Raw genomic sequence first — 11,052 nt, forward strand, 5'->3', positions numbered from 1 at the left:
GATTCGGCGGCGGCGGGCGCGGCGCGCATCCTGGCCGACCCGATCGGGCACGCCGAGGCCGCCCGCGTGCTCGCCGAGTCGCACTTCGCCGCCGAGGTCGTCCTGCCACCCCTGCTCGACCGCCTCGGCATCACCTGACCGCTGAATACCGCTTGTCCCCCGGCCCGGTCAGATCTCGCGTGCGAGAGCGACTGGGCCAGGGGACAAGGCGGCTACTCGTTGACGGCCTTCGGGGCGGCGACCTTGCGGTGCAGCAGCTCGAGGCTGCGGCCGCTGAACCGGGTGCGCTCCCCCGCGTCCGAGACGTACTCGACGATCGCCCGGTTGTAGTACGGCGGCGCCTTCATCGGCTCGACGCCGTGCTTCCAGCCGTACTTGTAGCGGTGCGAGGTGAGCAGCCAGTCGACGTGCGGGTCGGTGCGGCCGGTCGAGCGGCGCGCGTGCGACACCCGCGCCGCCGGCACCGGCGTGAGCTCGATGCCGAGCTGCCAGGCCCGGTGCCAGTAGTCGGTGTCCTCGCAGAACGCCGGGCTGAACTGGATGTCGAACTCGCCCACCTCGGCGAAGATCGCCGCGGTGGCCATGAAGCACCAGCCGGCCGTGCCGCCCTGGTCGGGCGTGCGGAACCCCTGCCCGTCGGCGTGGTCGGTGTACGGGAACGCCACGCGGCGACCGGTGACGGCGGCCTCGTACAGCGCCTCATCCCAGCCGGGTTCGACCAGGCAGTCGCTGTTGAGGATCGCGATCACCGGCGCCGAGGCGAGCGCGATGCCGGCGTTCCAGGCGATCGAGACGCCACGGTTGCTGTCGTAGCGATACACCTCGGCGTCGAACTCCCGCTCGTGCGGCGAACCGTTGTCGATCACCACGATCTCGGTGGCGAGGCGGGCGTTCGCTCGCAGCCGCTCGATCGTCGCCACCGCCATGTCGGCGAGTTCCGGTGTGCGGCTCCAGACCGGGATGGTCACCGTCAGCTGCGGCCGCTCGACGCGGGTGCGTGCCGACATGACCTGCACCGGCAGGTCGTCGTCGGCGGCCTCGGGCATCACGAACTTCGCCACCGGACGCACGCTCGCGACCGGCCCGACCACCGGCTTCGGCAGCTCGGTGCGCGGTGCACCGAGCGCCTCGGCCGCACCCTTGGCATAACAGGCGTTGAGGATCTGCCGGTACAACCCGTGCAGCTCGTCGGTCACCTCGCCGGCGGCCTCGAGCTGCGCCGCCCGGTTGATCGCCGCGGCGAGCAACGGGCGCTCGGCGTCCCACCGCTCGCGCACACCCGCCGTGTTCGTGTACTTCCGCAGCTCGTCGTCGTCGTGCAGCGCGGCCATCGTCACCTGCGCGGCGGCCTTCTGCTCGGTGCGCACGCAGAACGTCGGCAGGTCGATGTCGCGGGCCATGACGCTGCGGGCGGCGTCGGTGTAGACGACCCGCAGCCCCTCGGTGCGCAGCCGCCAGGCCATCTCGACGTCGATCGAGTAGTTGAGCCGCTGGTCGTGCAGCCCCGCGCGCATCAGCAGCGCGCGGCGGCACGAGATGCGACCCTCCCAGAACCCCTTCCAGTTCAGCACCTGGCCGTCGGTGAGGTTGCCGTAGGCGAAGAGCATCTTGCCGACCTCGGTCACCCAGTGCATGAACGGCGTGATCTCGAGCTCGGGCGCCCACGAGGTGTGGCCGAGCACGGCCAGTGCCTCGTCGCCGGCGGCGTCGTGCACGCGCAGGTGCTCGGCGAGCATGTCGGGCGCAGCGCGGTCGTCGTCGTCGAAGAGGACGACGATCTCGCCGCGGGCGAGCATGATCGCGAGGTTTTTGGCCGCGCTGCGACCCGCGTGCTCGAGCCGGGCCGAGGTCAGCTGCAGGCGGTCACGAAACCGCTCGACCACCTCGCCCGTCTCGGGGCCGCTCGACCCGTCGTCGACGACGACGACCTCGAACTCGCTCGGCAGGAGGGTCTGCTCGACCATGCTCTGCAACGCGCCCGCGAGCAGCTCGGGCCGCTCGTAGGTCGAGATCAGCACGCTGATGCGCGGCGTCGCGACCGACTGGTAGGTGCTGACGGTCTTCGCCCCAGACGCGTCGAGCACGTCGACGACCTCCACACCCGTGGAGGCCCGCACCGGCCAGAGCAGGCGGATGGGCACCTCGTCGACGAGCACCACCGTGCCCTCAACAGCGGCCCCGGCCCGCACGGCACGCACGGGCAGCGGCAACCAGCCGGCGACCTCACGCGCCGCGCAGCCCAGCAGCCGCTCACTCACCGGCGGTGCGGCCTCGGGACCCGAGACGTGCGCCGGCTGGGCCCGGTCGGCGCCGAGCCGCTCGGCGACCGGCAGGAAGTCGTCGAGGAAGCCCGACGGCAGGTCGGCCTGCGCCTCGACGTGCACGACCCACGCCGCGTCGTCGACGTCCGGCGCCGGCGTGCCCGCGGGGCGCCACTGCTGCCGCACCTCGAACCGCTCGCTGCTGCCGAGCACCGACACGAGCGCCGGCGACGGCCCGGCCTCGCGGGACGTGTGCGTGCCGAGCACCACGACGACCGGACGGTCACCCGAGACGCACACGGCAGGTCGCACCGTGCGGATGTCGTACACGACGCAGTGCGCGTCGGCGTGCACCCGCCGGTAGCGCCGGTCGAGGTGCTCGGCCAGCTCGCGGTAATAGTGCAGCCACCAGAACTGCGGGGTCGGCAGCACGAAGTACCCGGCGCCGCGCTCGCGCATCGCCTCGAGGTGGCGGACGGCGGTGTCGCTGTCGGCCGGGTGGAAGCCGCCCCAGCCGCCGTCGCGGTCCTGCGGGAAGTGCCAGCCGGTGCGTCCGGGCAGGTCGAGCAGGTGGGTGTCGCCATGCGTCGCGACCGCCACGGTCGAGCCGGGCTCGCACACCGAGCGCATCGCGGCCAGCGCCTGCCGCACGATCACCTGGTAGCGCGCCTCGCGAGCCCGGGCGTGCCGGAAGCGGTCGACGCCGCGGCGCCGGTCGGTGACGACGCGCTCGACGATGCCGTGGAACCGGTCGGCCACCGCGGTCATGTCCTGCGCTGGCGCGATGAGCTCGCGGGCGGTGTCGGCCATCGTCTGCCACGTGCGCTCGTCGACGAGCAGGCGGGTGATCGCCGCCGCGAGGTCGGCCGGCTCGTCGAAGATCATGGCGTGGACGTTCGGGGTGAGGTCGAGCCCCTCGGCACCGATCGGCGTGGTGACCACCGGCGTGCCGGTCATCATCGCCTCGACGACCTTGCCCTTGACGCCCGCGCCGTGCAGCAGCGGCGCGACGGCGACGCGGGCGCGCCGCAGGTAGGGCTCGACCGACGGCACCCAGCCGACCATGTCGACCCCGGGCAGGCCCTTGGCGAACGCGCGGATCTTGTCGTCGAGGCGGTTGCCGATGACGGTCAACGGGTGCGCGGCGAGCAGCGCCGGGTCGAGGCGCGGCAGCACGTCGAGGCAGAGGTACTCGACCGCCTCGCCGTTGGGCAGGTGCCGGAAGTTGCCGACGAAGAGCATGCCCTGCCGTTCGGCGAAGGTCAGGGGTGACCGCTCGGCGGCCTCGCCGAGCGCGATGTCGAAGACGGCGTTGCCGCCGAGGAAGTCGCCGAGCAGCGCACCCTCCTTGGCCGACACCGCGAGCACCGCGTCGGCGCCTCGATAGGTGTTGAGTTCGTCGACCATCGCGGTGCCGACCGAGCCGTCCAGCCGGCCGTCCAGACCGAAGCGGCGCCGCGCCTCGCGCAGGAAGTGCACGTCCTGCGAGTCGATGATGATCTTCGTTCGCGGCGAGTGCTCGCGCAGGATCGGCACCAGCCCCGCCGCGACCTTCCAGAACGAGATGAGGGCGAGGTCGAAGTCGCCGTCGCGCACGACCTCCGGCGCGACACCGGGCCCGGCGTACACGGCGACACCGAGCTGCCGCAGCCGCGCCACGTGCCGGGGGTCGGCCGCCTCCTCGTTGCTGAGGAAGGTCACCGCCCACCCGTCGGCGAGCAGGAAGCGGATCATCGCGTCGACGCGGCCCGAGCCGCGGTCACGGTCGATCTCGGGCATCCGCATGTGGGCCACGAGGGCACGGCGTCTCATCGCCAGGCTCCTTCGACGTCGTCGCGGGCGAGCAGCGTCCGTTGGGCGGTCAGGTCGAACGTGGCCGGACGCACCGGCCGGTGCGGCAGCGCGGGCGCCCACGCGGTGGCGACGACGGGCGCGAGCGCGTCGTCGTCGACCCCGGTGGTGGCCCGGACCGCCGCCGCGGTGGGCTGGTAGCGCACGCGCAGCCCGGCGCGCCAGACGGCGGCGGCCCAGATCAGAGGATGCGGCTCGAGGGACGCGATCCGGTCGCCGAGCGCGTCGAGGGCGGCACCGCCCACGAACAGCAGGCCGCGGCCACCGCACACGTCGCGCACGTACTCGTGCCACGGCTCGGCGAGCACGGCGGCGCCGGCGGCGATGCCGGCCGTGCTGCCGTCGGCGAAGACGACCTCGCCGGCGGACTCGATGCGGCCCTGCGCGTCCAGCAGCTTGACGGCGACCGCACCCGTGGTGCCGGCGAGGGTCGTGGTGGCAGCAGCGGCGCAGCCGGGCAGCGGCAGCACGCCCGGCTGCACGAGCGCGACAACCTCGGCCTCGGCGCGCAGGTCGACCGGCTCGAGCCCCGGGGTCAGCACGTCGAGCGGCGCCCCGACGGCCTCGGCGAACAGCCGCCGCCAGGTCGGGTCAGGCTCCCCCGCCACGACGTACCGGATCGCCGGCGCTGGTGCGGGCGGCTCGGCCTCGACCAGTTCGACGTCGACGACGCGCGGGCGCCCGCTGCGGGCGAGCACGACGACCGCACGGGACGCGACCCGCCGCGCCTCGTCCAGCCGCTCGGCATCGCGCACGACGACGAGGTCGACCGAGCGCTCGAGGTACGGCAGCAGCGCGCCCGCCGGGGGCGTGAAGACGTTGCGTCCCGGCAGCAGCGAGGCGATGCCGAGCTCGCTCCAGTCGAGCACGGCGGGGTCGGCGGTGACGCCGGGCGCGAGCCGCTCGACGAGCACGGGCAGCGAGGACGGCCAGCCGGCGCTCGCGTTCACCCGCGCCCGGAGGTCGACCACGAGCTGCCCGTCGTCGGCGAGCACGGGATACCGGCCGAGCAGGTGGTCGGCGAACCCGGTGCGGGCGTCGAGGCGCGCACGCAGGTACCCGGGCACGAGCAGCGAGCCGTACCCCTCGAGGCGGGCGGCCTCGAGCCGGGCGATGGCCGCGAGGTCGGGCGCATCGGTGATGGCGAAGGGCGCGGTCGGGCGCGCGCAGATGTCCAGCAGCGCGGCGTCCCCACCCGCCACCAGCACGGCCTCGCGGCGCGGCACCAGCTGCCGCACGAGCGAGCGGCCGGCGCGGACGTCGTCGGCGTGCGGGTGCTGCGACAGGTCCTCGACGGCGTACCGCGCGTCGTGCTGCGCGTCCTCGAGGGCGTCGAGCCGGGCGACCAGGTCGTCGAGCAGGGCGCCGCGTCCGGACGATTCGAGGTCGGCCACGCGGCCCGCCTGCTCGGCGAGGTCCTTCTGCAGGCCGGCGACGTAGCGGCCGTAGCGTTCGAGGCTCTGCTGGGCGAGGGCGAGCTCGACGGCGCGGCGGTCGACGGTGGACGCCGGCGCGGTCTCGACGGGTGTGTAGCCCGCCTCGGCGCAGAGCCGTGCGTAGAGCTCGATCACTGCCGCGTCCGTGCCGGCGTCGGCGAGCGCCAGCTCGAGCCGGTGGTGCCGCTTCGACCGGTCGGCGACGTCGGCAGCAGACGGCTCGAGCCCGGCGAAGGCCGCGAGCCGGGCGAGCTCGGCCGCCGGGTCGGCCAGATGCGCGTCGTAGTGCGTGACGAGCCGGCGCTCGGGCGCGACCGCGTCGAGCACGGCGGCGTAGTAGCCGCGCCAGAGCGAGAGGGCGTGCAGGTAGCTCATGCCGTTGCGGCGGCGCAGCGAGACGGCCACCTCGAGCGGGTTGCGCACGCACACGATCACCTTGAGCTGCGGGTCGAGGTCGACCCAGAAGCCGGCGGTCAGGCAGGTGCGGGGGTCCTTCCAGCCCCACACCGGCGCGTCACCCAGCTCGGCGACCAGCTCGTGCGCGCGCTCGGCGAGCGCGGCGACCCGCGGGTCGTCGGCGGTGAGCGGGCGGGCCGCGGGCAGGTGGTCCCAGGCGCCGCCGCAGGCCTCGAGCAGGTCGTCGGCCAGCCGCACGAAGGCGGCGTGCTCGAAGAACCCCTCGGGGTTGTCGGGGGCGGCGGGCAGCATGCGCGAGGGCGCGCCGAGGTACAGGCCCGAGCGCGAGAGCGCGTGGGCCACCATCGACGTGCCCGCACGGTGCATCCCGGTGACGGCGATTCCGGTCATGAGGCTTCTCCGAGGCGGTAGACGGTGACGGTGCCGGGGGTCGCGGCGACGAGGTGGGGGCTGAGCCGCGCGGCGAGATCGGGGTAGAAGTCGAGCCACCAGGCGCACGGCGCCGGGAGGGCGAGGTAGTCGGCGCCCGCGCGCCGGGCGGCGTCGAGGCGGGCGAGGGCGTCGGCGCCGTCGGCCGGGTGCTCGCCGGCCCACACGCCGTCGGGCATCGCCGGGAAGTGCCGGCCGCGGCGCCCGGGGAGGTCGAGCAGCTCGTCGTCGCCGTGGCTGACCACGGCGACCGTCGCGCCCTCGGGCACGGCCGCGGCGATCGCCAGGCGTGCGCGGTCGCGTAGCCGCACGTAGTCGGGGTCGACGTGCCGCTCGTGCGGTGTCCAGGGCTCGCCCCACTTCGCCTCGAACCGCGCCCGGTTCGCGTCGAACAGCGCGCCGTAGCGGCCGTCGGCGGCGAGCAGGCCCAGCGTGGCCTCACCGAAGTGGTGGACGAAGACGGCCGGGTCGCACACGACGCGGTAGCCCGCCGCGCGCACGCGGCGGCTGTAGTCGTCGTCCTCGAACAGTCCGAGCTCGAACCGCTCGTCGAGCGCGCCGACCTCGTCGCGCACCGAGCGCCGCATGGCTGCGCAGAACAGGGTGGCGACCTCGATGTCGAACGGCTCACCGGATCGCCGCGCGGCGAAGGCACGCAGCTCGCCGTAGGTGTCGTAGTCGGCCGGCACCTCGGCGGCGTTGCCGCAGCGGTTCGTGGTCGGGCCGACGAGCCCGACGAGCGGGTCGGCCAGCCGCGCCCGAAGCGCGGTCAGCCAGCCGGGCGTGACGACGACGTCGTTGTTCAGCACGACGAGCACGGGTGCCGTGGCGACGCCCAACCCCTGGTTGACCGCCGGCGCGAAGCCGTGGTTGGTGTCGTTGCGGATCAGGCGCACCGCCCGGTTCCGCGCGGCCAGCGCGGCCAGGTAGCGCGCGGTCGGCTCGGCCGAACCGTTGTCGACGACGACGAGCTCGAACGCGCCGCTCGTGCTGGTCAGCACGCTCTCGAGCGCCAGCCGCGTGACGGCGAGGTTGTCGTGCACCGCGACGACGATGCTGGTGTCGGGCGTGCCCCGCACCACCGGCACGGTCGGCACCGGACGTGTCACCGCCACCTGCTCGGTGCGCGGGTCGAGCACCAGCGGACGCCGTGAGCGCGGGCGGAGATCGAGGTCGGCGGGCAGCACCGTCGGTGCCGGCGCGCGGCGGCGGGACGGCACCGGCAGGTCGAGGTGCTCGAGCAGCGCGCCGAGCACGACGTCGTGGGCGAGGTGGTCACGCGCGATGGCCAGCGCCGCATGCCGGTGCTGCTTCTCGTCGGCCAGCACGGCGTCGAGCGCGGCGGCCGCGTCCTCCACATCTGTGAAGGGAAGCAGGCCCGCACCGGTCGGCAGGGCGGCGCCGAAGCCGGTGTCCTGCATGACCACCGGGCGGCCGGCGGCGAGGTAGGCCGCGCTGCGCTCGCTGAACCAGCCGCTGCGGAAGCGCACGTTCTGGTCCTTCGCCACGGTGAACTCGCCGCGGGAGCCGATGACGTAGGCACGGTAGGCCTCGGCGTCGGACGACACGTCGAGGCCGTGCCGCACGCGCCACCCGTGCTGCTCGAGCAGTGCGCGGTCGGCGGGCTCGTAGCTGGACAGCGCCAGTTCGAGCCGCGCCCGGGTGCGGCCCGGCAGGTCGAGCAGCTTCAGGAACTCGTGATGCTTGCTCCACGTGTACCGCTCGCCGCGGAAGGTCAGCTCGCGCCACGGCTGCCGCCAGTTGCCGACGGTCGTGAACGGCGCGTCGTGCGGGTCGGCGTCGTTGACCCACTGGTCGAGCAGCACCGGCTGCACGGTCGGCACGAACGGGTGACGGGCGGTCAGCGGCAGCCGGCAGTCGGCGTTGCCGTGGTTGAGGGCCCAGGTGAACAACGCGCTGTGGGCGTCGACGAACTCGATCGCGCGGGCGTCGTGGCGGTCGAGTTCGAGCTCGAGCTGCACCGGGTCGGTGTTGAGCAGCACGAGGCGTCCGGTGGCGGTGTGCTCGGGACGAGGCAGCGTGCCGCCGTGCAGATTCACGATCACCGCGGCTTCGCGGTACACGCGGCGCAGGTGCGCCTCCGTCATGCCGTACACCCGGCCGTCCGAGTGCAGCGCATGCAGGGCCCAACGCCCGTTGAGGCCGAGTCGCCGGGTGAAGGCGTCGAGGAAGGCCGCCGCGGTGGCGCTGCCGTCGTCGTCCGGGCCGACGAACATCGACGGTGTGCGTGCGTGAGCCTCGACGTAGTAGGTCTCGTAGCCGAGCCGTTCGAAGCCGAGCAGGTACTGGCTCACCTGCCAGAGCACGCCGCCGACCGGCATCTTCGTCAGCATGCCGAGCAGCACCAGCTTGGGTCGTCCGATCATCCGGCGAGCTCCTCGTCGAGCGCCGGCGGGCGGGCGACCAGCAGACCGTGGGTGTCGGGCGCGGCGGGCGGGCGCTTCCGCGCGCGGGTCTGCGCCGTCCAGAGCTGCCGGTAGAGGCCATCCCGCTCGACCAGGTCGTCGTGCCCGCCGGCCTGTTCGAGCCGACCGTGGTTCAGCACGAGGATCTGGTCGGCGTGCCGGATGGTCGACAGGCGGTGCGCCACCATGATCGTCGTCCGGCCCTCCATGAGCCGGTCGAGCGCGTCGAGGATGACCTCCTCCGTGCGCGAGTCGATCGACGACGTCGGCTCGTCGAGGATCAGGATCGGCGCATCACGCAGGAAGGCCCGCGCGATCGAGATGCGTTGCCGCTCGCCGCCGCTGATCTTGACGCCGCGCTCGCCGAGCAGGGTGTCGTAGCCCTTCGGCAGCTTCATGATGAAGTCGTGCGCGTTGGCCGCCTTCGCCGCTCGCTCGATGTCGGCCTGCTGCGCGTAGAGCCAGCCGTAGCGGATGTTGTCGGCGATGGTGCCGGAGAAGAGCACCGGCTCCTGCAGCACGATGCTGAACTGGTCGCGCAGCGACTCGAGGGCGAGGTCGTCGACCGGGATGCCGTCGAGCAGCACGCGTCCGGACGACGGGTCGTAGAGCCGCGGCAGCAGGCTGGTGAGCGTCGTCTTGCCGGCACCGGTGGGCCCGACGAGCGCGACGGACGACCCGGCCGGCACCGTGAACGACACGTCGCGGATGACGCCCTCGCGGGTGGCGTAGTCGAAGCTCACGTGGTCGAACGTCAGCTCGCCGCGGGCGCGGCCGATCGTCGTGGCGGTCGGCTTCTCCTGCACGTCGATCGGGGTGTCGAGCAGGGTGAGCGCGTGGTCGAACTCGGTCCACCACATCTGGTAGTAGGTGAGTGAGTTGGTCAGCTGCTCGAGCGGCTGGTACACCGCGGCGACGTACGCGAGCACCACGGTGAGCTGGCCGAGGGTGAGGTCGTGGTGCAGCACGCGGTAGGCGCCGACACCGAGCACCGCGGCGGTGCCGCAGGCGGTGATGAGGTTGACGATGAGGCTGAAGACCGTCTGGTGCACCGTGACCCGCACCCGGGCGTCGACGGCCTGATTGCCCTGGCGCCGGAAGCGGTCGTACTCGTGCCGCTCGCGGCCGAACGAGACGATCACGCGGTACATGGCCAGCACCTCGTGCACGATCGACAGGCTCTGCCCCTCGAGCTCGCGCACCTTCTGCAGGTCGGGGTCGATGCGGTCGGCGTAGTAGCGCGTCGAGTACACGATGATCGGCACCACGCCGAGCGCGACGAGGGCGAGCACCGGGTCGATCGTCCAGGCGATGAAGGCCATGCCGAGCACGGTCAGGATCGACTGGCCGAACTCGGGCAGGCCGGTGAGGATCTGCCCGATCGCACCCGACTGGTTGTTGACCTTGTAGAGGATGACGCCCGACTTGTTCTCGTCGTGGAACGACGGCGAGAGTCTCAACACATGTTGGAACATGCGGGCACGCAGGTCGAGGATGACCTTCAGGTGGATGCTGGTCATCAGGTACTCGTTCACGACCGAGAACGCGCCGCTCAACAACGTGACGCCCACACTCGCGACGACGGCCGTGACGATGAGCGTGATCTTGCCGTCGCCGACGAAGCCCGGCACCCACCACGGCGCCGGGTGGCTGCCCAGCACGGTGTCGATGACGAGGGCGAGCGGCCACGGCGTCGCGAACGACAGCGCGGCCAGCAGCGCGGTGATGGCTACTGCGCCACCCGCCTGCTGCTTGTACGGACGCAGGTACGGCAGTGCTCGCGGCAGGTGCCGCCAGCCCCGGCTCAGGGCGTCATCACCCTGCTTCCGGCGCAACCTCACGATGCCTCCTCGAAGAGTGCGGCCGGCAGTGTCCGCGCCCGCAGGGCGCCGGCCCCGGCGACGGCCAGGGCGACGGCCGCCACGCCGACCGCCGCGAGCGGTGCGAGCGCGGCCAGGACAACGACCGCGGCGAGCACGCCGGCGCCCGGCCCGCGCCGAAGCCTGGGCCGCATCCCGATCTGCACGTAGCCCACCGGGTGGCTGCTGGTGCGCAGTTCGCCCGCGATCAGCGGCGACAGCAGGGCGAGACCGTCGTGGTCGGCGAAGACGCCCGCGTCGACGACGCGGGTGCCGCGCCCGCGGACGTGCGCGACGACGGCCGCGGCGAGGTCGGCCCGCGCGCGGTCCTCGGCCACCAGCACCACCCCACCGCGCCGCCGGACGACCGGTG

At 73.3% G+C, this 11,052-nt stretch carries 5 protein-coding genes; all 5 read right to left on the bottom strand.

Annotation, left to right across the window (positions count from 1 at the left end; all coding sequences use genetic code 11):
• Nucleotides 1-212: 212 nt before the first annotated feature.
• Complete coding sequence (locus ACTHMS_RS15110) at nucleotides 213-4,073, bottom strand: glycosyltransferase (RefSeq protein ID WP_440307500.1); 3,861 nt, start codon at nucleotides 4,071-4,073, stop codon at nucleotides 213-215.
• Nucleotides 4,070-6,355 carry a sulfotransferase gene (locus tag ACTHMS_RS15115; RefSeq protein ID WP_440307501.1) on the bottom strand — a complete coding sequence of 762 codons (2,286 nt, stop codon included), beginning with the start codon at nucleotides 6,353-6,355 and terminating at the stop codon, nucleotides 4,070-4,072. The genes ACTHMS_RS15110 and ACTHMS_RS15115 overlap by 4 nt, the downstream gene beginning before the upstream one ends.
• Nucleotides 6,352-8,781 (bottom strand): glycosyltransferase family 2 protein, encoded by a 2,430-nt coding sequence (locus ACTHMS_RS15120; protein WP_440307502.1) that lies wholly within the window; start codon nucleotides 8,779-8,781, stop codon nucleotides 6,352-6,354. Before ACTHMS_RS15120 ends, ACTHMS_RS15115 begins: the two co-directional genes overlap by 4 nt.
• A complete protein-coding gene (locus ACTHMS_RS15125) occupies nucleotides 8,778-10,661 on the bottom strand; it encodes an ABC transporter ATP-binding protein (RefSeq protein ID WP_440307503.1) in 1,884 nt (627 codons plus the stop codon). The genes ACTHMS_RS15120 and ACTHMS_RS15125 overlap by 4 nt, the downstream gene beginning before the upstream one ends.
• On the bottom strand, nucleotides 10,658-11,052 hold a 395-nt coding region (locus tag ACTHMS_RS15130), incomplete at its 5' end, for a hypothetical protein (RefSeq protein WP_440307504.1). The genes ACTHMS_RS15130 and ACTHMS_RS15125, both read right to left, overlap by 4 nt.

This window comes from Jatrophihabitans sp., assembly GCF_051960575.1.
Lineage (GTDB): Bacteria > Actinomycetota > Actinomycetes > Mycobacteriales > Jatrophihabitantaceae > JBQCEE01.

What these genes read in the sequence shown, in the direction of transcription:
- ACTHMS_RS15120 (WP_440307502.1), bottom strand. Translation starts at nt 8,781, where the DNA reads ATGATCGGACGACCCAAGCTGGTGCTGCTCGGCATGCTGACGAAGATG.
- ACTHMS_RS15115 (WP_440307501.1), bottom strand. Translation starts at nt 6,355, where the DNA reads ATGACCGGAATCGCCGTCACCGGGATGCACCGTGCGGGCACGTCGATG.
- ACTHMS_RS15110 (WP_440307500.1), bottom strand. Translation starts at nt 4,073, where the DNA reads ATGAGACGCCGTGCCCTCGTGGCCCACATGCGGATGCCCGAGATCGAC.